Source organism: uncultured Pseudacidovorax sp. (genome assembly GCF_913773995.1).
GTDB lineage: Bacteria > Pseudomonadota > Gammaproteobacteria > Burkholderiales > Burkholderiaceae_C > Xenophilus.
The window spans coordinates 1-20363 of the sequence record NZ_CAJYES010000261.1 but is presented as its reverse complement, the minus strand read 5'-3'; the positions used below and the strand labels follow the sequence as shown (position 1 = coordinate 20363).

20 protein-coding genes are annotated in these 20363 nt (G+C 68.8%); 12 read left to right on the top strand and 8 right to left on the bottom strand.

Annotated elements, in window-relative coordinates; translation table 11 throughout:
* From QZ772_RS25465 to QZ772_RS25445, 5 genes are all read left to right on the top strand, one after another.
* On the top strand, positions 1-653 hold a 653-nt coding region (locus QZ772_RS25465), incomplete at its 5' end, for an NAD-binding protein (RefSeq protein ID WP_295532668.1).
* Positions 654-925: 272 nt separating this feature from the next.
* Positions 926-3226, top strand: coding sequence for an NADP-dependent malic enzyme (locus tag QZ772_RS25460; protein WP_295532666.1), 2301 nt, complete (start codon positions 926-928; stop codon positions 3224-3226).
* 188 nt (positions 3227-3414) lie between these two features.
* Positions 3415-4446, top strand: a complete 1032-nt coding sequence (locus QZ772_RS25455; protein ID WP_294366831.1) for an ABC transporter substrate-binding protein — start codon at positions 3415-3417, stop codon at positions 4444-4446.
* 79 nt (positions 4447-4525) lie between these two features.
* Complete coding sequence (locus QZ772_RS25450) at positions 4526-5368, top strand: ABC transporter ATP-binding protein (protein ID WP_295532663.1); 843 nt, start codon at positions 4526-4528, stop codon at positions 5366-5368.
* A gap of 22 nt (positions 5369-5390) precedes the next feature.
* On the top strand, positions 5391-6158 hold the full coding sequence (locus QZ772_RS25445) for an ABC transporter permease (protein ID WP_017757904.1): 768 nt from the start codon (positions 5391-5393) through the stop codon (positions 6156-6158).
* A gap of 79 nt (positions 6159-6237) precedes the next feature.
* Here the strand turns inward: QZ772_RS25445 and QZ772_RS25440 are convergent, their stop codons facing one another.
* Positions 6238-6867, bottom strand: a complete 630-nt coding sequence (locus QZ772_RS25440) for a TetR/AcrR family transcriptional regulator (protein ID WP_295532660.1) — start codon at positions 6865-6867, stop codon at positions 6238-6240.
* 168 nt (positions 6868-7035) lie between these two features.
* Here QZ772_RS25440 and QZ772_RS25435 point away from each other — a divergent pair, with 168 nt between their 5' ends.
* Both QZ772_RS25435 and QZ772_RS25430 read left to right on the top strand, forming a co-directional pair.
* Positions 7036-8022 carry an MDR family oxidoreductase gene (locus tag QZ772_RS25435; RefSeq protein WP_295532658.1) on the top strand — a complete coding sequence of 329 codons (987 nt, stop codon included), beginning with the start codon at positions 7036-7038 and terminating at the stop codon, positions 8020-8022.
* Positions 8015-9607, top strand: coding sequence for a phosphatidylserine/phosphatidylglycerophosphate/cardiolipin synthase family protein (locus tag QZ772_RS25430; protein WP_295532656.1), 1593 nt, complete (start codon positions 8015-8017; stop codon positions 9605-9607). The genes QZ772_RS25435 and QZ772_RS25430 overlap by 8 nt, the downstream gene beginning before the upstream one ends.
* A 51-nt stretch (positions 9608-9658) precedes the next feature.
* Here the strand turns inward: QZ772_RS25430 and QZ772_RS25425 are convergent, their stop codons facing one another.
* The gene (locus tag QZ772_RS25425) at positions 9659-10030 is read right to left on the bottom strand and encodes a nuclear transport factor 2 family protein (RefSeq protein WP_295532654.1); all 372 of its coding nucleotides are present in this window, start codon (positions 10028-10030) and stop codon (positions 9659-9661) included.
* A gap of 169 nt (positions 10031-10199) precedes the next feature.
* On the opposite strand from QZ772_RS25425, the gene QZ772_RS25420 reads away from it, so the two are divergent.
* From QZ772_RS25420 to QZ772_RS25410, 3 genes are read left to right on the top strand one after another with little or no spacing between them, the layout of a single operon-like run.
* Positions 10200-10514 (top strand): metalloregulator ArsR/SmtB family transcription factor, encoded by a 315-nt coding sequence (locus QZ772_RS25420; RefSeq protein ID WP_295532652.1) that lies wholly within the window; start codon positions 10200-10202, stop codon positions 10512-10514.
* A gap of 2 nt (positions 10515-10516) precedes the next feature.
* Positions 10517-10975 carry an SRPBCC family protein gene (locus QZ772_RS25415; protein WP_295532650.1) on the top strand — a complete coding sequence of 153 codons (459 nt, stop codon included), beginning with the start codon at positions 10517-10519 and terminating at the stop codon, positions 10973-10975.
* Between the two features lie 13 nt (positions 10976-10988).
* Positions 10989-11354, top strand: coding sequence for a GFA family protein (locus QZ772_RS25410; protein ID WP_295532648.1), 366 nt, complete (start codon positions 10989-10991; stop codon positions 11352-11354).
* Between the two features lie 156 nt (positions 11355-11510).
* On the opposite strand, the gene QZ772_RS25405 is transcribed toward QZ772_RS25410, so the two are convergent.
* On the bottom strand, positions 11511-11924 hold the full coding sequence (locus tag QZ772_RS25405) for an OsmC family protein (protein WP_295532646.1): 414 nt from the start codon (positions 11922-11924) through the stop codon (positions 11511-11513).
* Between the two features lie 248 nt (positions 11925-12172).
* Here QZ772_RS25405 and QZ772_RS25400 point away from each other — a divergent pair, with 248 nt between their 5' ends.
* Together QZ772_RS25400 and QZ772_RS25395 are read left to right on the top strand one after the other, a co-directional pair.
* Positions 12173-13222 carry a DUF2272 domain-containing protein gene (locus QZ772_RS25400; RefSeq protein WP_295532644.1) on the top strand — a complete coding sequence of 350 codons (1050 nt, stop codon included), beginning with the start codon at positions 12173-12175 and terminating at the stop codon, positions 13220-13222.
* Positions 13223-13311: 89 nt separating this feature from the next.
* A complete protein-coding gene (locus QZ772_RS25395) occupies positions 13312-13761 on the top strand; it encodes a C40 family peptidase (RefSeq protein ID WP_295532670.1) in 450 nt (149 codons plus the stop codon).
* Between the two features lie 46 nt (positions 13762-13807).
* Here the strand turns inward: QZ772_RS25395 and QZ772_RS25390 are convergent, their stop codons facing one another.
* The 5 genes from QZ772_RS25390 to QZ772_RS25370 form a co-directional block, all read right to left on the bottom strand.
* On the bottom strand, positions 13808-14797 hold the full coding sequence (locus QZ772_RS25390) for a tripartite tricarboxylate transporter substrate binding protein (protein ID WP_295532642.1): 990 nt from the start codon (positions 14795-14797) through the stop codon (positions 13808-13810).
* Positions 14798-14846: 49 nt separating this feature from the next.
* Positions 14847-15806 (bottom strand): 2-hydroxyacid dehydrogenase, encoded by a 960-nt coding sequence (locus QZ772_RS25385; RefSeq protein WP_295532640.1) that lies wholly within the window; start codon positions 15804-15806, stop codon positions 14847-14849.
* 64 nt (positions 15807-15870) lie between these two features.
* A complete protein-coding gene (locus tag QZ772_RS25380) occupies positions 15871-16842 on the bottom strand; it encodes a tripartite tricarboxylate transporter substrate binding protein (protein ID WP_295532638.1) in 972 nt (323 codons plus the stop codon).
* A gap of 13 nt (positions 16843-16855) precedes the next feature.
* Positions 16856-17836: a tripartite tricarboxylate transporter substrate binding protein gene (locus tag QZ772_RS25375; protein ID WP_295532636.1), complete on the bottom strand. Its 981-nt coding sequence runs from the start codon at positions 17834-17836 to the stop codon at positions 16856-16858.
* A gap of 42 nt (positions 17837-17878) precedes the next feature.
* On the bottom strand, positions 17879-18589 hold the full coding sequence (locus tag QZ772_RS25370; protein WP_295532634.1) for a ribonuclease activity regulator RraA: 711 nt from the start codon (positions 18587-18589) through the stop codon (positions 17879-17881).
* Positions 18590-20363: the final 1774 nt, after the last annotated feature.

Genomic DNA, 20363 nt, shown 5'->3' with positions numbered 1-20363 from the left:
GCACCAGCGGCGCCGGCAGCAAGACCGTGGTGGACTGCAGCTCCATCGACCCAATCGCCACGCAGGACTTCGCCCGCCGTATCGCCGCGTTGGGCGCCGGCTATGTGGATGCGCCCGTCTCCGGCGGCGAGGTCGGCGCCAGGGCGGCCAGCCTCACGATCATGTGCGGCGGCGACGAGGGGGTGTTCGAAGGCGTGCGGCCGCTGCTGCACACCCTGGGAAAGAACGTCACCCGCGTGGGCGAGGTGGGCGCAGGCCAGATCACCAAGGTGGCCAACCAGATCATCGTGGCGCTCAACATCGCGGCCGTGGCCGAGGCGCTGGTCTTCGCCAGCAAGGCTGGCGCCGACCCGGCCAAGGTGCGGCAGGCGCTGATGGGCGGCTTTGCGGCCAGCCGCATCCTGGAAGTGCATGGCGAACGCATGATCAACCGCAGCTTCGCGCCCGGCTTTCGCATCGCCCTTCACCAGAAGGACCTGAACCTCGCGATGCAAAGCGCCCGCAGCCTGGGCGTGGCCCTGCCGCAGACGGCGGGTGCGGCGCAGCTGATGAATGCCTGTGCGGCGCTCGGCCATGGCCAGTCGGACCACTCCGCGCTGGTGCAGGCACTGGAGGCCATGGCAGCGCACACGGTGACACCGGACGTCGGCTGAGCGACGGGAAATTCCGGGCGGATCGCCTGTTCGACACGCATCGCCGCACCGGCACGAGTATGTTTGGCGCCGCGCGTCCCCCACCGGGACGCGCGGCGTATTGCATTCGGAATCCGCCACGCGCGATCCCGCCGACTGCATGAACCCATGCCGTATCGGCATGAGCCGGCCGATGGCGCCGTCGCCCGTGGCCTCTTCCGGGCCCGCCCTTTGCGTTAGCCTCGGCCCCCTTTCCAACGATTCCGACCGTTCCCCGTCCCCAAGGAGATTGCATGTCCAAGCCGCTGTCACCCGCAGAAGAAGCGCTGCGCGACGCCGCCCGTGAATACCACCGCGCCGGTGTGCGCGGCAAGATCTCGGTCACGCCCACCAAGCCGCTGGTCAACCAGCGCGACCTGTCGCTGGCCTACTCCCCCGGCGTAGCCTATCCCTGCCTGGACATCCAGGCCGACCCGTCCAAGGCGGCCGAATACACCGCCCGCGGCAACCTGGTGGGTGTGGTCACCAACGGCACCGCGGTGCTGGGGCTGGGCGACATCGGCCCGCTGGCCGGCAAGCCGGTGATGGAAGGCAAGGGCTGCCTGTTCAAGAAGTTCGCCGGCATCGACGTGTTCGACATCGAACTGGCCGAGCGCGACCCCGACAAGCTGGTGGACATCATCGCGGCGCTGGAGCCCACGCTGGGCGGCGTCAACCTCGAGGACATCAAGGCGCCCGAGTGCTTCTACATCGAGAAGAAGCTGCGCGAGCGCATGAACATCCCCGTCTTCCACGACGACCAGCACGGCACGGCCATCATCTCGGCCGCCGCCCTGCTCAACGGCCTGGAGCTGGTGGGCAAGAAGATCGGCGACGTGAAGATCGCCGTCTCGGGCGCCGGCGCCGCGGCCATCGCCTGCCTGGACGTGATGGTGGGCCTGGGCGCGAAGACGGCCAACATCTTCGCCTGCGACTCCAAGGGCCTGATCTACACCGGCCGGCCGGGCGGCTTCGACGAGTCCAAGGCCCGCTTCGCCCAACCCGACACGGGCGCGCGCACCCTGGCCGACGTGGTGAAGCAGGCCGACGTCTTCCTCGGCTGCTCGGCGCCCGGCGTGCTGACGGCCGACATGGTCAAGACCATGGCGGACAAGCCCATCATCCTGGCCCTGGCCAACCCCGAGCCGGAGATCCGCCCCGAGCTGGCCAAGGCTGTGCGCCCCGACTGCATCATCGCCACGGGTCGCAGCGACTACCCGAACCAGGTCAACAACGTCCTGTGCTTCCCCTACATCTTCCGCGGCGCGCTGGACTGCGGCGCGACCAAGATCACGGAAGAGATGAAGCTCGCCTGCGTGCGCGAGATCGCCGACCTGACCAAGGCCGACATCAGCGAGGAAGTGGCCAACGCCTATGCGGGCCAGGAGCTTGCCTTCGGGCCCGAATACCTGATACCCAAGCCCTTCGATTCGCGCCTGATCCTGCGCATCGCGCCGGCCGTGGCCAAGGCCGCCGCCGAGTCGGGCGTGGCCACCCGGCCCATCGAGGACCTGGACGCCTACCGCCAGCACCTGTCGCGCTTCGTCTACCAGACGGGCATGTTCATGCGCCCCGTCTTCGCCGCCGCCAAGATGGCCGAGAAGAAGCGCGTGGCCTATGCCGAGGGCGAGGACGAGCGTGCCCTGCGTGCGGCCCAGCTGGCGGTGGACGAGGGCATCGCCCGCCCGATCCTGATCGGCCGTCCGGACATCATCGCCATGCGCATCAAGAAGGCGGGCCTGAACCTGCGCCCCGGCGTCGATGCCGAGGTGGTGGACCCCGAGAACGACCCACGCTTTCGCCAGTACTGGGAGGCCTACCACCAGCTGATGGGCCGCCGCGGCATCAACCCCGAAGGCTCCAAGGCCATGGTGCGCCGCTCCAACACCACCATCGCCGCGCTGATGGTGCACTTGGGCGACGCCGACGCCATGCTGTGCGGCCTGGTCGGCCGCTTCGACAGCCACCTGAAGATCCTGGGCCAGTTGCTGGGCACCCAGCGCGGCGTGCCGGACTTCGCCACGCTGAACGCGCTGATGCTGGACAAGTACACGCTGTTCATCGCCGACACCAATGTGCACGAAGACCCCACGGCCGAGCAGCTGGCGCAGATCGCGCTGATGGCCGCGGAAGAGGTGCGCCGCTTCGGCCTGCCGCCCAAGGTGGCCTTCCTGTCGCATTCCAACTTCGGCACCTCCGAACGCGCCTCGGCGCGCAAGATGCGCGTGGCCCGCGACCTGTTCGCGCAGATGGCGCCCGACATCGAATGCGACGGCGAGATGCATGGCGATGCCGCCCTGTCGGAAGCGGTGCGCCGCGAATCGCTGCCGGACTCCTCGCTCACCGGCGAAGCCAACCTGCTGATCTGCCCCAACCTGGACTCGGCCAACATCCTCTTCAACGTGCTGAAGATGACCGGCGCCAACGGCGTGACGGTGGGCCCGATCCTGCTCGGCTCCGCCAAGCCCGCGCATGTGCTCACGGCCAACGCCACGGTGCGCCGCGTGCTCAACATGACGGCCCTGGCCGTCGCCAACGCCAACACCGCACGCTGAGTCCCTGCCACCGAAGACGCGCCATCTTGGCGCATCGACGCCCCACGAGCGTGCACGCCGTGGGGCGTTTCTTCGTTCCGCTCCGGGATGACCCGGGTGCACCGCTTTGGCGCAGGACTGAGGATCGCACCCCAACGGTGCAGGCACCGTTATTGCTTTTTTACGTCACATCCTCAGCGAGAGTCTTCATGAACAAGCGACAAGTCCTGCAGTCCTTCCTGGCCGCCTCGGCCTTCGCCTTCGGCCTGGGCGCGGCCCATGCCCAGGCCACCACGCCGATCAAGTTCCAGCTGGACTGGCGCTTCGAGGGCCCGGCCGCCCTGTTCCTGCATCCCGCCGCCAAGGGCTATTTCAAGCAGGCCGGCATCGACGTGACCATCGACGCCGGCAACGGCTCGGGCGGCACCGTCACCCGCGTGGCCTCGGGCGCCTACGACATGGGCTTCGCCGATCTGGCGGCGCTGATGGAATTCCACGCCAACAACCCCGACAGCCCCAACAAGCCGGTCGCGGTCATGATGGTCTACAACAACACGCCGGCCTCGGCCATGGCGCTCAAGAAGAGCGGCATCACCAAGCCGGCCGACCTGTCGGGCAAGAAGCTGGGCGCCCCGGTGTTCGACGCCGGCCGCCGCGCCTTCCCCATCTTCGCCAAGGCCAACAACATCACCAACGTCACCTGGACGGCCATGGACCCGACGCTGCGCGAGACCATGCTGATGCGCGGCGACATCGATGCCATCACCGGCTTCACCTTCACCTCGCTGCTCAACCTGGAGGCCCGCGGCGCCAAGGCCAGCGACGTGGTGGTGCTGCCCTATCCCGACTACGGCGTGAAGCTCTACGGCAATGCCATCATCGTCTCGCCCAAGCTGCTGGCCGAGAAGCCGCAGGTGGTCAAGGCCTTCCTGTCGGCCTTCACCAAGGGCGCCAAGGAAGTGATCGCCAACCCCGCCGTGGCCATCGAGTCGGTCAAGGCCCGCGACGGCATCATCGACACCAAGCTGGAGACGCGCCGCCTGCAGCTGGCCATCGACACCGTCATCAACAGCCCCGACGCTCGCGCGGAAGGCTTCGGCAACGTGGTACCGGCGCGCCTGGCCCTGATGGCCTCGCAGGTGTCGGACGCCTATGGCACCAAGACCCGCGTCAAGCCCGAGGCCATCTGGAACGGCAGCGTGCTGCCGCCGGCCGCCGAGCTGGCCATCCTGAAGAAGTAAGCGGCGCCCGCGCCTTTCCTTCCTCGGCCTGTGACCCGCCCTTCGAGGCTGGCGCAGGCCGGTTTCTTGTGCACCGCCCATGGACACGCAAAACGCCACCCCCTTCGTCGACTTCCAGGACGTCTGGCTCGCCTACAACGAGCAGCTGCTGCGCGAGAACCACTTCGCCGTCGAGGCCATCGACCTCAAGGTGAAAAAGGGCGAGTTCATCGCCATCGTGGGCCCCTCGGGCTGCGGCAAGTCCACCTTCATGAAGCTCACGACGGGGCTGCGCATGCCGTCGATGGGCAAGATCCGCATCGACGGCCAGCCGGTGACCGGCCCGCTCAAGATCTCGGGCATGGCCTTCCAGGCACCCTCGCTGCTGCCCTGGCGCACCACCGTCGACAACGTGCTGCTGCCGCTGGAGATCGTGGAGCCCTACCGCTCGACCTTCAAGTCGAAGAAGAAGGAATACGAGGAGCGCGCCCGCCGCCTTCTGCAGAAGGTGGGTCTGGCGGGCTACGAGGACAAGTTCCCCTGGCAGCTGTCGGGTGGCATGCAGCAGCGCGCCAGCATCTGCCGCGCGCTGATCCACGAGCCCAAGATGCTGCTGCTGGACGAGCCCTTCGGCGCGCTCGATGCCTTCACGCGCGAGGAGCTGTGGTGCATCCTGCGCGACCTGTGGACCGAGCAGCGCTTCAACGTGATCCTGGTGACGCACGACCTGCGCGAGTCGGTCTTCCTGGCCGACACGGTGTACGTGATGAGCAAGTCGCCCGGCCGCTTCGTGGTCAAGCGCGAGATCGAGCTGCCCCGCCCGCGCGAACTCGAAGTGACCTACACCAAGGAATTCAGCGACATCGTGCACGAGCTGCGCGCCCACATCGGCGCCATCCGCCAGGGCGGCGCTGGCGCACCCGCCACGCCACTGCCGCAGTAATAACGCTCAGGGAACCGTCCATATGAACAACAAGTTGCTCGAACGCTGGTCGCCCTGGCTGCTGCTGGTGGCCGTGATCCTGCTGTGGCAGTTCGTCTGCTCGGCCTTTTCCGTCTCGGAATTCATCTTCCCCAGCCCCTGGCGCATCTGGACGCAGTTCTGGGAGTTCAAGACCATCATCGCCGGCCATGCCTGGCGCACCTTCTGGGTGACGATGGCCGGCTTCGGCCTGGCCATCGTGGTGGGCGTGCTGCTGGGCTTCGTGATCGGCAGCTCACGCCTGGCCTATGCCGCCATGTATCCGCTGATGACGGCCTTCAACGCGCTGCCCAAGGCGGCCTTCGTGCCGATCCTGGTGGTGTGGTTCGGCATCGGCGTCGGGCCGGCCATCCTCACGGCCTTCCTGATCAGCTTCTTTCCGATCATGGTCAACATCGCCACAGGGCTGGCCACGCTGGAGCCGGAGCTGGAGGACGTGCTGCGCGTGCTGGGCGCCAAGCGCTGGGACGTGCTGATGAAGATCGGCCTGCCGCGCTCCATGCCCTATTTCTACGCCTCGCTCAAGGTCGCGATCACGCTGGCCTTCGTGGGCACCACGGTGTCGGAGATGACCGCCGCCAACGAGGGCATCGGCTACCTGCTCATCTCGGCCGGCTCGGCCATGCAGATGGGCCTGGCCTTCGCCGGCCTGATGGTGGTGGGTGCGATGGCGATGGTGATGTACGAGCTCTTCAGCGCGCTGGAGAAGCACACCACGGCCTGGGCGCATCGGGGCACGCAGGGGGGCTGAGCCCGCGCGGGCGGACGCCGGGCAGGCCGGACCTGCTCGGGATTCGGCGCCTGACCGCGGCGCCTGCGTGTCGCGCCGCCTATTTGCGGCGCAGCGCCGACTTGCTCGCCTGGGCCGGCGCCGCGGCCGCCGGCGGCGGCGCCAGCAGCGTGCCGAAGACCATGGCCACGAAATCGTCGTAGGGCTGGTCGCCCCGCACGACCTTGGCCCGGATCAGCGTGCCCTGCCACGCATGGAGCACGAAGCGGCCAAGGACCTTCGCATCGGCCGTGGGGGCGATCGCGCCCTGCGTCTGGGCCTCGGCGATGACGCTGGCGATGGCCGTGCTCCACAGATGGAAGAGCCGGCCGAACTCGGCCCGCGAAATCTCGTGGCTGTCGGCGATCTCGGAGCTCAGCGACCCCAGGAAGCAGCCGCTGCGATAGCCACGGTCCTTCATCGTCTTCCAGTTGGCACGAAAGTGGCGCCGGAGACGTTCCAGCGGCGCCAGCTTCTCGTCATGCAGCACTTCGATGCCGTTGCGGGCGATGTAGGCCTGCAGCGCTTCGAGCGCCAGCTTCTCTTTGCTGTCGAAATGGTTGTAGAACGAGCCCTTGGGTACCCCGGCCGCGTCGGTCAGGTCCTGCACGCTCGCACCGTTGAAGCCATGTGCCTCGAACACGTCGAGGGCGGCATCCACCAGCTTGTGCCGGACACTGGGTCTTCCCATGGCTGATCGTCTTTCCGCAGGCGCTTGAACGAGGGCTGCATTGTGCCAGTCCGACTGGCTGGACATAATATGACCGGTCGTCTTGTTTTCTGACATTCGCCGGCCCGTGCGTCCAGCCATGGCATGTGCATGCACGGCCGAACCAGCCATCCCTCCAGGAGATCACCAATGAACGTGTTCAAGGCCCTTCGACTCACCCAGGGAGAGCGGGCGCCCGAGCCGCAGCTGGTCGACATGACCGACGACGATCTGGACCCGGGCGATGTCACCGTGGCCATCGACTACTCCACGGTCAACTACAAGGATGGCCTGGCCATCACCGGACTGGGGAAGATCGTCCGGCGCTTCCCCATGGTGCCGGGCATCGATTTCGCGGGCACGGTGATCACCTCCTCCCACCAGGGCTTCGAGCCGGGCGACAGGGTCGTGCTGAATGGCTTCGACGCAGGCGTCACGCACCACGGCGGCTTCGCGCAGCGCGCGCGGGTGCCCGGCGAATGGCTGGTGAAACTGTCCCCGTCGCTGAGCACGCGTCAGGCTGCCGCCATCGGCACGGCCGGTTTCGCCGCCATGCTATGCGTGCTGGCGCTCGAACGCGGCGGTCTGAAGCCTGGGGACGTGCTGGTCACGGGGGCGGCAGGCGGCGTCGGCTCGATCGCGGTGGCACTGCTGGCGCGACTGGGCTGGCGCGTGAGCGCATCGACCGGCCGGCCAGCCGAAGCGGACTACCTGCGCGAACTCGGCGCGGTGGAAATCGTCGAGCGCGCCAGCCTCTCGGCCCCGGCCAGCGCCGCCCTCGGCGCGCCCCGATGGGACGGCGCGGTCGACACGGTGGGCAGCCATACGCTGGTCAATGTCCTGGCGCAGACCCGGTACGGCGGCACAGTCGCCGCGTGCGGGCTCGCGCAGGGCATGGACCTGCCCGGCAGCATGGCGCCCTTCATCCTGCGCGGCGTCACCCTGGCGGGCATCGACACCGTCAACGCGCCAGTCCCACTGCGTGTCGAAGCGTGGCAGCGCCTGGCCACGGACCTCGATGCGGCCCTGCTGGAGCGCATGGTCAGCGTGGTGGGTCTGGCGGAGGCGGCGCCGCGTGCGGCACAGGTGCTGCGCGGCGCCGTGCGTGGACGAACGCTGGTGGATGTGAATGCGTGATGGGGTGTGGCGCGAGCGGCTGCGCCGGTTGGCCTCCATCGCCAGCCTGGCTGGACTGGCGCTGTTCCAGGGTTGTGCCGCGCTGGCGCCATCGCACAACCCGCCGGTCGCGGCGATTCCCGCCTCGCCCCAGGACTTTCTCTCGCACGCCGCTGCACAGCCCGGTCTGCCAGCGCAGGAGTCCGCCTTCCGCCCGCTTGCGACGAGCGCCTATGCGCTCGACGCCCGCCTGGCGCTGATCTCCCATGCTCAGCGCAGCATCGACGTTCAGTACTACCTCCTGCAGTCCGACGAGGTCGGACGCCGCTTCCTGCGGGCCCTGCGCGATGCGGCGCTGCGCGGCGTGCGCGTGCGGGTGCTGGTGGACGACCTCTACACCGCGGGTACGCAGGATCTGCTCGATGCCTTCGGCGCCACGCCGAATGTCGAAGTGCGCCTGTTCAACCCCTTTCCCGCGGGCCGCCGACTCGACGCGACGCGATGGGGACTGTCGCTGCTGGACTTCTCGCGCCTCAACCGCCGCATGCACAACAAGCTGCTCGTGGCGGACGGCGTGTTCGCCATCGTGGGCGGGAGAAACATCGCGGACGAATACTTCCTGCAGGGGGCGAGCGGCAACTTCGCAGACTTCGATCTGCTGCTCACGGGCGCCGCGGTGCCCGACCTGGCGGCCGGCTTCGACACCTACTGGAACAGTCCACGCGTCCACGTCCTGGCACACCTGACTCCACCGACCGAGACGCCCGCCCTGCGGCAGGCACGTTTCGAGGTCGCCACGGCCCGGACCGATGATCGGCTCTCGCTGCTGCCTGCCTCGGCGCAGGACCTGCTGGGCTACGAGCCCACGTCGGCAGCGTTGATGCATCCGCCCATGAAGATGCTGCGCGGTACCGTGCGCGTGCTGGTCGACGATCCCGAGAAAGCCGTCGGCCGCGCCGAAGGTGGCGACGATCCGCACACGGTGACTCTGCAGACACTGGCGGCCATCGCCCATACCGAGCGGGAACTGCTGCTGGTCTCGCCCTATTTCGTGCCCGGCGAACGCGGCATGGCGGCCATTCGCGAGGGCCGCGGCAAGGGCGTGGCCATCACTCTCGTGACCAACTCGCTGGCGGCCACCGACGAGTCATTCGTCAGCGCGGCATTCGCTCGCTATCGCCAGCCACTGCTGCGCGAAGGCGTCGAGGTGGTGGAGATCAGCCCCAAGGTGCTGGACCAAGAGACCGCCATCCGCAGCGGCGGGCACTCCAGCGCGGGGCGCATGCATGTCAAGGGCTTCGTCATCGACCGACGAATGACCTTCGTGGGCTCGATGAACATGGACTTCCGCTCCTCCCGCCTCAACACCGAGGTCGGCCTCCTCGTGGACTCGCCAGCGCTGGCCGACGATGTGTTGCGGCTGATCGACAAGCTGCGGCAGCTCGGCAGCTACCAGCTGCGGCTCTCACCCGAGGACGGGCATGTGCAGTGGGTCGAGACGCACGACGGTCGCACACACGTGTACGACGACGAGCCGGGCGTGGACCTGGCCACGCAGCTGAAGATATTTTTCTTCTCGCGGCTGATCAGCGAGAAGCTCCTCTGAAGCTGTCCGCAGCCTCATGCGGCGCGCCTCGGCCACCGCACGGGCGCTGCGTCAGACGATCGGGAACATCGCGTTGCCTGTCAGGGTCTGGGCGGCCGGCACCTCTTCCTGGATCACATCCCAGTGCTCGGCGAAGCGGCCATCCTTCACGCGGAAGATGTCCACGCCGATCATGGTCTTGCCGCTCCAGTTGACGTAGCGGCCGTGGATCGACACGAACTCGCCGTCCTCCAGCACCAGACCGGGCTCGTAGCGGAAGTCCGCCGGCAGGCTGGGGATGACCTGCCGGAAGAAGCCCAGCCCATTGGGCATGCGCGGGTTGTGCTGCACATAGCCCGGGTCCCAGTAGTCATCGAGTGCGCCGAGATCGCGTTGGCCGAACAGCCGTGTCATGGCGGTGCGGACCAGTTCCTTGTTGTTCATGGGAAGCTCCATTTCAAGTGGGGTGGCCAATGAAATGGCCACGGAGACGGGACAGAGTCGACTTAAGACGACCGGTCATATTCTGCCCGCGGCCGGACCGTCTGTCACCCCGACCCCATTGAAATGCAGGCAATTGCCTGCATAATGCAATTGCACACCCAACGAACCAATGGATGAAGACAAGGTTTTCAAGGCCCTGGCCGACCCGACGCGCAGGAAGCTGCTGGACCTGCTCTACGAGGACAACGGGCAGACGCTGGGCGAACTTTGCGAACACCTCGACATGGCGCGCCAGTCGACCACGCAGCACCTTGGAATCCTCGAAGCCGCGCAGTTGGTGACAACGGTGTGGCGCGGACGCGAGAAGCTGCACTTCATCAACCCCGTGCCGCTGCACGAGGTCTACGAACGCTGGGTACGGAAGTTCGAGCGCCATCGTCTCGGACTGCTTCACGACCTGAAGAAGCAACTCGAAGGAGAGTGAGGATGAGCAAGACCTGTTTCGTCTACGTGACCTACATCCGCGCGACGCCCGAGAAGGTGTTCGAGGCCATCACCCAGCCCGACATCGCGCGGCGCTACTGGGGCCACGAGAACGTCTCCGACTGGCAACCCGGGTCGCCCTGGCAACACGTGCGCGCCAACGAGGCACGCACTGTCGAACTGGTGGGTGAGGTGCTTGAAATCTCGCCGCCGACGCGGTTGGTCATCAGCTGGTCCAACGCCTCGCAGGCCGACGATCCGGCAAGCCGCAGCCGCGTGAGCTTCGACATCGTCGAGTACCAGGGCATGGTGCGACTGACCGTGACCCACGACGAGCTGGAGGCCGGCAGCGGCATGGCCAACGGCATCCAGAAGGGCTGGCCGATCGTGCTGTCGAGCCTCAAGTCCCTGCTCGAGACCGGCGAAGGCATCGACGTCTTCGCCAAGCCCAGGCAGGCCTGAACAGCCGACCGTCATGAACCAGCCCTACACCGGCGGATGCGCATGCGGCGCAGTCCGTTACAACACACCGCATGCGCCCGTCTTCCAGAACCACTGCCAATGCCTGGATTGCCAGCGTCGCAGCGGCACGGGCCATGGCTCCTGGCTGACCTTCGCGTCGAGCGCCGACATGGCGCTGGCCGGCGAAGTGCCTCACTGGGAAACGGCGGGCGACAGCGGCAACACCAAGATCCACACCTTCTGTCCGGTGTGCGGCACATCCGTGCTTCTGCGCTTCACCGCCATGCCGGATCTGGTCGCCGTGCCCGTCGGCAGCCTGGACGATCCCGCCCGTTTCGCACCGCAGGTGTTGACCTATGGCGTGCGCGGTCTGCCGTAGGACCGCGTGGATCCGTCGCTCACCGCCTACGAGCGCATGCCGGGAGCCTAGGGCCTGCGAGCGCCATGCAAGCGGCCGCGCTGCTTTGCCAACGGGCTGGCGCAAAGCGCAGCCCCATCCGGTGGGAGCGGCCCATTGCAACAGCGTCAGCCGGCTCTAGTCGGCCGCGCCTTCGGCCCAGCCTGTCTCGATCTCGGTCTTCACCTCCGTCATGAGCTTGTGCACCGGGCACTTGCCGGCCACGCGCAGCAGCTCGTCGCGCTGGGCATCGCTGAGCGCTCCGCCGACCTGCAGCCTCGCCGACAGCCGGTAGGTGCCCTGCCGCTCCTGGCTGGCGTCGCGGTCGACGTCGACCTGGATGTCTTCGACCGGGATGCCGCGACGCTGTGCGTACAGCAACATCGTGATCGCCTTGCAGGCGGCCAGCGCGGCGTCGTAGAGGTCGTGCGGCTCGGGGCCGGCGTCGGTGCCGCCGCCTGCGATCGAGGCGTCGACGGTGATGGCATGGCCGCGGATCTGCAGCGTGTGGGCGGTACCACTGCTGCCGTTGCGGCGGACGGTGACGGTCATTCGAGGCTCCTGGAGTTGAAAGAAGAAAGGGAAAGGCCCGGTTCAGTCGCCGTGGACCACGGGCGGAATCCGTCGCACGACGACCGAGCCGCCGTCTTCGACGTCGATGCCGACCCGCGCATTGGCTGACTTCCCGGTTCGAGGATACAGGCCGGCCCAGCGCCTGTTCCACGCAATGCCAAGACGCACATCGCGTGCGCCACCCGAAGCCGGCAACCCGCAACCCGCGCAGCGTATGCTCGCTCGCCATGTCTCCATCGGCTCTCGCCGCGCTGCGACCCCGCTTGCGCACCTGGGTGTGGCCCTGTCTCGCCGCCTGCCTTGCGCTGATCGCCAGCCCGCACCGCGCCGCCGCCAGCAGCCCGCTGCCGGCGCCTTCCACGCTTGAACGCTGCGTGGCCACGAGCAACCAGCCTTCGCCGCCGCGCGCGCTCGCCATGGCTCGCATCGCGCAGGCCGAGCACGCCGCCTGGGGTGGCCCGCGCTTGGACGCCGAAGGTCGGCTGATCCGCAGCGGCGCCGCCGAAGCGGAAGAAAGCGGCGTCATGGCCCGACCCGCGCCCTGGCAGCGCGTCATGCGCTACTGGTCCGCCGTCGACGACGCCGAGCAGGCCCGCTGGCCCTCGGCCGTGCGCTTCGGCGCCGCGCGTCCCGCACAACGCGAACTGCTGGAACAGGCGCTCCAGATGGCCTCCGCCGGCCTGCTGCAGGGTCTGGGTGTCGGCCAGGGACTGGGCCTGCAGAGCGACGAGCGCCGCGCCATCGCCGTGGCGCTGGCGCGCGTCGCCGTCATCGACACGCCCTGGTCGGCCGCCTTCGTCAGCTGGGTCGCGCGCGAGGCCGGCTTGCGGCCTGGCGAGTTCATCTTCTCCGAGGCGCATGCCGACTATGCGGCCGATGCGTGGCATACCCGCATGCAGGAAGGCGCCGGCACGCCATCAACCGCTGCGATGCGCGCCTGCGATCTGCGCGCCACCACGCCGCGCGCGGGCGACCTGGTGTGCCACGCACGCGCCGGCGCACGCGACCTCGTGAGCTTCGACGAACTGGGCGAAGCGCTGGAGCGCCGCCGCGCCATCGGCAGCGGCCTGCCCATGCATTGCGACGTGGTGGTGCAGGTGGACGACGGCGGCGTCGACACCGTTGGCGGCAACGTGCTCGACAGCGTGACCGGGCGGCGCCTGGCCTTTGCGGCGGGCACCCGTCTCCTGGACGCCAGCTACCAGCCCGGCTGCAGCGGCTGCACCGACCGCCACATGAGCGCCGCACCCTGGGTGCTGCTGCTGCAATGGCGTTGATGGCAACAAGGTCGGCCGTCAGTGCGCAGGCAGCGGCCTGCGCCAGAATCGCGCCCGTGACGCCCGGCAAGCGACTCTTCCTCTCGGCAATGCTCATGCAGGGTCTGCTCCTGGCCGGCTGCGGCAGCGCGCCGTCGCGGCCCGACCGCTACCGCTACCCGCCGCTCACGCCCGATCAGGCCAGCGACATCGCGATCCACGCCCTCGGACTGGTGGGAACGCCCTACCGCTACGGCGGCAACACGCCCGACGGCGGCTTCGACTGCAGCGGGCTGATCGGCTATGTCTACCGCACCCGCGCCGGCTTGGTGCCGCCCCGCACCGTGGCGCAGCTCGACGAGTTCGGCGACCCGGTGCGCGTGGACGCGCTGCGCACCGGCGACCTCGTGCTCTTCGGCAATGGCCGGCCCACGCATGCGGGCATCTACGTGGGCGATGGCCGCTTCGTTCATGCACCGTCGAGCGGTGGCACCGTGCGGCTGGACCAGCTTGCCGGCGTGTACTGGTCGAAGCAGCCTGTAAGTGCCCGGCGGCCGTGAACGCTCGCGCCGAGCCAGGACACAGCCGAGGCCGTCGCTTCGGCGCTCAGTCGATGCGCACGCCCCGCGTCTTGATCACCTGCCCATAGCGCGCCTTATCAGCATCGATCACCTGCTGCAGCTCGGCCGCGGTGCTGCCGCGCGGCGTGGCGCCCTGCGCGACCAGCGCCTCCTTCACCTCGGGCATCCGCGCCACTTCCTGCACCGCAGTCGACAGCCGCTCGACGATGGCGGGCGGCGTGCCGGTCGGCGCCATCACCGCCGTCCACGAGCCGGACTCGGCATTCGGCACGCCCAGTTCGGCCAGCGTCGGCACGTCGGGCATGGCGGGCGAGCGCTGGGCGCTGGTCACGGCCAGGGCGCGCAACTTGCCGGCCTTGACGTAGCCCGAGGTCTCCAGCACCGAGGCGAAGAGCATGTCCACATGGCCGGCGATCAGGTCGGCCATGGCGGGCCCGCCTCCTTTGTACGGCACATGGCGCAGCTCGATGCCCGTCGCCTGCTGGAAGATCTCGCCGGTGAGGTGCGGCGATCCGCCGTTGCCTGAGCTGGCGAAGGTGTACTTGCCAGGCGAGGCCTTGGCCAGTGCGACCAGCTCCTTGGGCGTGCGCGCCGGCAGCGCGGTGTTGACCACAAACGCGAAGGGCAGCTCGGCGAACAGCGACACCGGCGCGAAAGCCTTGTCCGGGTCGTAGGGCATCTTGTAGAGCCAGGGGTTGATGGACTGCGTGCCCACGTTGCCGAAGAAGAGGGTATAGCCGTCGGGCTTGGCCTTGGCGACGAGGTCGGCGCCCACCAGCCCGCCCGCGCCGGCTCGGTTCTCCACCACCACCGACTGGCCCAGCTTGGCACTGAGCCGTGTGGCCAGCAGGCGCGCCGCGATGTCGGTGCCGCCGCCCGGCGAGAAGGGCACGATCAGCGTGATCGGCCGCACGGGATAGGCTGGCTGCGCCAGCGTGCCCAGCGGTGCGAGGGCAGCCAGCGCACTCAATGCCAGAAGGGCACCGCGGCGCCGAAGGAAGGGTCTTGTCTCCATGGAATCTGCTCCTCGTTGGTCTGTGAAATCGTCGAAGGGCGCTCGCGCCTCAGGCCGAGCCCGGCACCGGCACGCGGACCCGGCCGGTGGCGAAGTAGCTGGCCAGGTTGTCCATCACGAGGTCGGCCATGGCCTGCCGGGTCTCGTGCGTGTTGCTGGCCACGTGGGGCAGCAGCACCACGTTGTCCATCGCGAACAGGGCCTCGGGCACCTGGGGCTCCTGCTCGAAGACGTCGAGCCCGGCGCCTGCGATGCGGCCCTGCTGCAGGGCCCGCACCAGCGCCGCCTGGTCGACCACGGTGCCGCGCGACACGTTGACGAGGAAGCCCTGCGGCCCCAGCGCATCGAGCACCGCGGCCGAGATCAGCCCGCGCGTGGCGGGCCCGCCGGCACTGGCCACGACCAGGAAGTCGGCCCAGCGCGCGAGGCCCTCCAGCGTGGACTCGTAGCCGTAAGGCACGTCGTCCACAGGCCGGCGGTTGTGGTAGCGCACCTCCATGTCGAAGCCGCTGGCGCGCCGGGCGATGACGCGGCCGATGCGGCCGAGGCCCACGATGCCCAGTCGCTTGCCGCTCACGCGGCGGCTGAGCGGGAACTGCCCGCGCAGCCAGTCGCCACGACGGGTGAAGCGGTCGGCCGCGCTGAAGCCGCGTGCCACGTCCATCACCAGGCCGAAGGCGGTGTCGGCCACGCAGTCGTTGAGCACGTCGGGCGTGTAGCCCACCGCGATGCCGCGCTCGCGGGCACGCTCGACGTCGATGGTCTCGAAGCCCACGCCGAAGTTGGAGATCACGCGCAGCGAGGGCAGCGCGTCGATCAGCGCCCGCGGCGCACCGATGCGCGCCGTGCAGGCGATACCGTCGAACTGCGCGCCCTCCGCTGCCAGGAAGGCCGCCGGGTCGGGCTGGGCCTGCAGCCGCGTGAGCCGGTAGGTGGCGGCCAGCGCCTGTTCGAGTTGCGGCAGCAGCGCGCCGTTCTGGAGGATGCGGGGTCGGGTGTCGAGGGTCATGGTTCTCGCAAAGTGCGCCCGGGCGACCGTCGCCGGGCTGCGTTCGTCAAGGGCGCGCGGCCGCTCACTCGGGCTGGATGCCGGCCTGGCGGGCCACCTGCGCCCACTTGGCCATCTCGCTGGCGATGAAGGCGCCGAACTGTTGCGGCGTGCCGCCGCCGGGCTCCATGCCGGCGTTCTGGAAATGCTGGCGCACCTCGGGCAGCGCCAGGATGCGGTTGACTTCGGTATTGATGCGGCCAATGGCCGCCGCCGGCGTGCCGGCCGGCGCCAGCAGCCCGCCCCAGGTACTGGTTTCGTAGCCGGGCAGCCCTGCCTCGGCCATGGTGGGGACATCGGGCAGCATGGCCACGCGGCGCGGCGTAGTCACGGCCAGGGCACGCAGCTTGCCGGCCTTGACCTGGGCATTCACCGCCGCGAGCGTGTCGAACATCAGCGCCACACGCCCGCTCATCAGGTCCGGATGCGCCAGCGTGCTGCCCTTGTAGGGAATGTGCGTGAGGTCAAGCCCCGCCATGCTCTTGAACAGCTCGCCCGAGAAATGCGGCGCGCCGCCCGAGCCGCTGGAGGCGAAGGCCAGCTGGCCTGGCCGCGCCTTGGCATAGGCGATCAGCTCCTGCACGCTGCGCACCGGCAGACTGGGCGCCACCACCAGCACCAGCGGCACCACATGGGTCAGCACCGCGGGCTCGAAGCTGCGCAGCGTGTCGAAGGGCAGCTTGCGCACCATGCTCGGGTTGATGGCATGGCTGCTGGCCACCAGCGCCAGCGTGTGGCCATCGGGCGGGCTCTTGGCCACGAAGTCCGTGCCGATGATGCCGGTGGCACCGGCACGGTTGTCTACCACCACCGGTTGATTCCAGGCCTCGGTGAGCTTCTGGCCGATCAGGCGTGCGGCGAGGTCGATGGCACCGCCCGGCGAGGCGGGCACCACGATGGTCAGCGAGCGGCTGGGAAAGGCGGTCTGCGCCGCGGCCGGCAGGGCCCAGGCGGCGGCACCGGCGCCCAGGGCGCCGAGCAGGTGTCTGCGTTGCATGGTGCGCGCCTCCTCAGTCGGCCGTGGCGCCGGATTTCTTCACCAGCTCCGCCCAGCGCGGGATCTCCTGCGCCATGAAGTCGCGCAGCTCCTCCGGCGAGCTCGCGACGATCTCCATCGCGAGCTGGCCTTCGAGCTTGTCCTTGACATCGGGCTGGCGCAGCGCCTTCACGATCTCTGCATTGAGGCGCTGCACGATGGGCCTGGGCGTGCCCTTGGGGGCATACACGGCCTGCCAGGACGACATCTCGAAGCCGGGCAGCCCGGCCTCGATCATGGTGGGCAGCTGCGGCTGCAGCGCGATGCGCTTGCCCGTGGTCACCGCCAGCAGCTTGAGCTTGCCGCTCTGCACGAGCGGCAGCGCCGCCGTCACCTGGTCGAACATGAAGGGCACCAGGCCCGCCGCCACATCGGTCATGGCCGGCGGGGTGCCCTTGTAGGGCACGTGGGTGAGCTTGACGCCGATGGCGTCGGCGAACATCTCGCCGGCCAGGTGCGTGGACGTGCCCGCGCCCGAAGACGCGAAGTTGCGCTTCGACGGATCCTTCTTGAGCAGTGCCACCAGTTCGGCCACGGAGTTGACGCCCAACTGCGTGTTCACGATCAGCACGTTGGGCAGCCGGGCCGTGAGGCAGACCGGCTCGAAGTCCTTCACCGGGTCGTAGGGCAGCTTGCGGTACAGGCTGGCGTTGATGGCATGCGTGCTGATGGTGCCGCCGAAAAGCGTGTAGCCATCGGGCGCGGCCTTGGCCACGTAGGCGGCACCGATGCCGCCGGCCTGGCCGGGGCGGTTGTCCACCACCACCGACTGCTTGAGGCTCTCGCCCAGCTTCTGGGCCAGGGTGCGGCCGACGATGTCGGTGGAGCCGCCCGGCGTGAAGGGCACCACGTAGGTGATGGGCTTGGCGGCGGGCCATTCGGCTTGTGCCAGGGCCACACCGGGCAGGATCAGGGCAATGCCGGCCTGCAGGGCCTGGCGGCGGTTGATGGTCATGGTGTCGTCTCCGTTGTTGTTCGAGGGCTTGGCCTGCGCGGCTCAGCGTCCGCGCTCGGCGCGCCAGGCGGCAAAGTCGCCGCGGCTTTGCTCTTCGGTGGGCGGGTACAGGCCGAGGATGGATCGGCCCTCCATCACCTTCTCCTGCACGAAGTCCTCGAAGGCCGTCATCTCCGTGGCTTCGGCCGCGATCTCGTCGGCCAGGTGGGCCGGAATGACGACGACGCCCTCGGCATCGCCCACCACCACATCGCCCGGGAACACCGGGGCATCGCCGCAGCCTATGGGGCCGTTGATCTCGATGGCCTCGTGCAGCGTCAGGTTGGTCGGTGCGCTGGGCCGGACGTGGTAGGCCGGCATGTCGTAGCCAGCGATGTCGGGGCTGTCGCGAAATCCGCCGTCGGTGACCACGCCGGCCACGCCGCGCTTCATCAGCCGCGCAACCAGGATGCCGCCGGCCGAAGCGGCGCGCGCATCCTTGCGGCTGTCGATGACCAGCACGGCGCCGGGCGGGCACTGCTCCACCGCCTGGCGCTGCGGATGGTTGCGGTCGAGGAAGACGTCGATGCGGTTGCGGTCCTCGCGCGCCGGCATGTAGCGCAGCGTGAAGGCCTCGCCCACCATGTTGGGCAGGCCGGGGTTGAGCGGACGCACGTCCTGGATCATCTGGTGGCGCAGCCCGCGCTTGAAGAGCGCGGTGCACAGCGTGGCGGTGCTGACCTTCATCAGCAGCGCGCGGGTCTGGTCTTTCACGAGGGTCTCCTGTCGGAAGGGGAATTCGGTGCGAGAGGCACGGGCGGGCTGCAGACGCGCCCGGCCGTGGTCAGAAGATGTCGGGTTCCGGCACGGGCTGGCCAAAGCTGGTTTCGAGGAAGTCGAAGTCGCAGCCCTCGTGGGCCTGCTTGATGTGGCGACCGAACATCCAGCCGTAGCCGCGCTCGTAGCGCGCCGGCGGGGGGTTCCAGGCGGTGCGGCGGCGTGCGAGTTCCTCGTCGTCCACATGCAGGTGGATGCGGCGCGCGGGCACGTCCACGCTGATGCGATCGCCGGTCTGCACCAGCGCCAGCGGGCCGCCGACCGCCGCCTCGGGCGAGCAGTGCAGCAGGCAGCCGCCGTAGCTGGTGCCGCTCATGCGCGCATCCGACAGCCGCAGCATGTCGCTCACGCCCTGGCGCAGCAGCTTGGTGGGGATGGGCAGCATGCCCCACTCCGGCATGCCGGCGCCGCGCGGACCGGCATTGCGCAGCACCAGGATGTCATCGCCGGTGACGTCGAGCGCCGGGTCCTCCACCGCCTTCTTGAGCGAGGGATAGTCGTCGAACACCAATGCGCGGCCGGTGTGCTGCAGCAGGTGCGGCGCGCAGGCACTGGGCTTGATGACCACGCCGTCGGGCGCCAGGTTGCCGCGCAGCACGGCCAGCGCGCCCTCGGCATAGATGGGGTTCTCCAGCGGCCGGATCACGTCCGCATGGTGCACCTCGGCACCGGCGATGTTCTGGCCCAGCGTGCGGCCGTTGACGGTGAGCGCCTCCGTCTGCAGGTGGCCGCGGATCGCCTCCAGCATGGCGCGCAGGCCACCGGCGTAATAGAAGTCCTCCATCAGGTAGGCATCGCCGCTGGGCCGGATGTTGGCGATCACCGGCACGCGGCGGCTGGCGGCGTCGAAGTCCTCCAGACTCACCGGATGGCCGGCGCGGCGCGACATGGCGATCAGATGAATGATGGCGTTGGTCGAACAACCCATCGCCATGGCGCAGGCGATGCCGTTCTCGAAGCTGGCGCGGCTGAGCAGGCGCGCGGGCGTGAGGTCTTCCCACACCATCTCGACGATGCGGCGGCCGCAGTCGGCGCTCATGCGGATGTGGTTGGCATCGGCGGCAGGAATGCTGCTGGCGCCCGGCAGCGTCAGGCCCACGGCCTCGGCGATGCCCATCATGGTGGCCGCCGTGCCCATCGTCATGCAGGTACCGTGGCTGCGGGCGATGCCGGCTTCCATCTCGCGCCAGGCGGTCTCGTCCAGCCGGCCGGCGCGACGCTCGTCCCAGTACTTGAAGGCGTCGGAGCCGGACCCCAGCACGCGGCCCTTCCAGTTGCCGCGCAGCATGGGGCCGGCGGGCAGGTAGATGAAGGGAATGCCCATGCTGGTGGCGCCCATCACCAGGCCGGGCGTGGTCTTGTCGCAGCCGCCCATGAGCACGGCACCGTCCACCGGATGGCTGCGCAGCAGCTCCTCCGTCTCCATCGCCAGGAAGTTGCGGTAGAGCATGGAGGTGGGCTTGACCATGCTCTCCGACAGCGAGATGGCCGGCAGTTCCAGCGGCCAGCCGCCGGCCTGCAGGATGCCGCGCTTGACGTCCTCCACGCGCTGCTTGAAGTGGCTGTGGCACTGGTTGGCATCGCTCCATGTGTTGACGATGGCGATGACGGGCTTGCCCATCCAGTCCTCGTAGCCGTAGCCCATCTGCAACACGCGCGAGCGGTGGCCGAAGGATCGGAAAGATCGGAAGAGCACACGTCTGAACTCCAG

Excerpts from the sequence above, each read along its gene's own strand:
- QZ772_RS25460 (WP_295532666.1), top strand. The coding sequence starts at position 926 with ATGTCCAAGCCGCTGTCACCCGCAGAAGAAGCGCTGCGCGACGCCGCC.
- QZ772_RS25455 (WP_294366831.1), top strand. The coding sequence starts at position 3,415 with ATGAACAAGCGACAAGTCCTGCAGTCCTTCCTGGCCGCCTCGGCCTTC.
- QZ772_RS25450 (WP_295532663.1), top strand. The coding sequence starts at position 4,526 with ATGGACACGCAAAACGCCACCCCCTTCGTCGACTTCCAGGACGTCTGG.
- QZ772_RS25445 (WP_017757904.1), top strand. The coding sequence starts at position 5,391 with ATGAACAACAAGTTGCTCGAACGCTGGTCGCCCTGGCTGCTGCTGGTG.
- QZ772_RS25440 (WP_295532660.1), bottom strand. The coding sequence starts at position 6,867 with ATGGGAAGACCCAGTGTCCGGCACAAGCTGGTGGATGCCGCCCTCGAC.
- QZ772_RS25435 (WP_295532658.1), top strand. The coding sequence starts at position 7,036 with ATGAACGTGTTCAAGGCCCTTCGACTCACCCAGGGAGAGCGGGCGCCC.
- QZ772_RS25430 (WP_295532656.1), top strand. The coding sequence starts at position 8,015 with ATGCGTGATGGGGTGTGGCGCGAGCGGCTGCGCCGGTTGGCCTCCATC.
- QZ772_RS25425 (WP_295532654.1), bottom strand. The coding sequence starts at position 10,030 with ATGAACAACAAGGAACTGGTCCGCACCGCCATGACACGGCTGTTCGGC.
- QZ772_RS25420 (WP_295532652.1), top strand. The coding sequence starts at position 10,200 with ATGGATGAAGACAAGGTTTTCAAGGCCCTGGCCGACCCGACGCGCAGG.
- QZ772_RS25415 (WP_295532650.1), top strand. The coding sequence starts at position 10,517 with ATGAGCAAGACCTGTTTCGTCTACGTGACCTACATCCGCGCGACGCCC.
- QZ772_RS25410 (WP_295532648.1), top strand. The coding sequence starts at position 10,989 with ATGAACCAGCCCTACACCGGCGGATGCGCATGCGGCGCAGTCCGTTAC.
- QZ772_RS25405 (WP_295532646.1), bottom strand. The coding sequence starts at position 11,924 with ATGACCGTCACCGTCCGCCGCAACGGCAGCAGTGGTACCGCCCACACG.
- QZ772_RS25400 (WP_295532644.1), top strand. The coding sequence starts at position 12,173 with ATGTCTCCATCGGCTCTCGCCGCGCTGCGACCCCGCTTGCGCACCTGG.
- QZ772_RS25395 (WP_295532670.1), top strand. The coding sequence starts at position 13,312 with ATGCTCATGCAGGGTCTGCTCCTGGCCGGCTGCGGCAGCGCGCCGTCG.
- QZ772_RS25390 (WP_295532642.1), bottom strand. The coding sequence starts at position 14,797 with ATGGAGACAAGACCCTTCCTTCGGCGCCGCGGTGCCCTTCTGGCATTG.
- QZ772_RS25385 (WP_295532640.1), bottom strand. The coding sequence starts at position 15,806 with ATGACCCTCGACACCCGACCCCGCATCCTCCAGAACGGCGCGCTGCTG.
- QZ772_RS25380 (WP_295532638.1), bottom strand. The coding sequence starts at position 16,842 with ATGCAACGCAGACACCTGCTCGGCGCCCTGGGCGCCGGTGCCGCCGCC.
- QZ772_RS25375 (WP_295532636.1), bottom strand. The coding sequence starts at position 17,836 with ATGACCATCAACCGCCGCCAGGCCCTGCAGGCCGGCATTGCCCTGATC.